This is a genomic window from Streptomyces alkaliphilus (assembly GCF_014141535.1).
GTDB classification, from domain to species: Bacteria; Actinomycetota; Actinomycetes; order Streptomycetales; family Streptomycetaceae; genus Streptomyces; species Streptomyces alkaliphilus.
In genome coordinates, this window is record NZ_VKHT01001589.1 from 1 (window position 1) to 670 (window position 670).

A 670-nucleotide genomic window follows, 5' to 3' on the forward strand; every position below is an offset into this window, starting at 1 on the left:
ACCACGCCCCGTCGCAGTCCGATCAGCCACCCCGCCGCCGACAGCAGCACCACCGCCTGCCAGGGCTCCGACAGCGCCAGCGCCAGCGGCACCGTCGACCCGGCGATCGCACCCACCACCGCCGGCCCGGCGCCGTGGAAGAAGCCCCTCACGGCGGGGACGGCCCGCAACCGGTCCAACGACCGCCCGCCCCACACCACCAACAGGAACGACGGCCCGAAGGCGACCACCGCCGCCACCAGGGCACCGAGCAACCCGCCGGCCGCCCATCCCACCACCGAGACCGTCTGCACCACCGGGCCGGGGGTGATCTGCCCCAGCGCCACCGCGTTCAGGAACTCGGGATCGGTCATCCAGCCGTGCCGCTCCACGGCGTCGTCGTGCATCAGCGGAATGATCACGAAACCGCCGCCGTAGGACAGCGCGCCCACCTTGTACGCGGTCCAGGTCAGTGCGGAGAGGCCGGCGGCCAGGGCGGTGGCGGGGAGCGCGGCGAGCAACAGCCACAGCCGGCGGTCGGTCCGGGGCCGTCGGTTCCCCGGCCCCGGACCGGGAGCGGCCCCGCCCGGTGACCTTGTCGGCTCACCCGCCCCCGTCGTGCTCCCGGCACGGGCCGCCCGGCGCACGCCGGTCTCCACCAGTCCGGCCCCGATGAGCACGAGCACCAGCC

1 protein-coding gene is annotated in these 670 nt (G+C 75.5%); it reads right to left on the bottom strand.

The window, feature by feature from the left end:
* A partial coding sequence (locus FNQ90_RS25835) for a chromate transporter (protein ID WP_182608519.1) occupies positions 1 to 670 on the bottom strand: 670 nt, incomplete at both ends.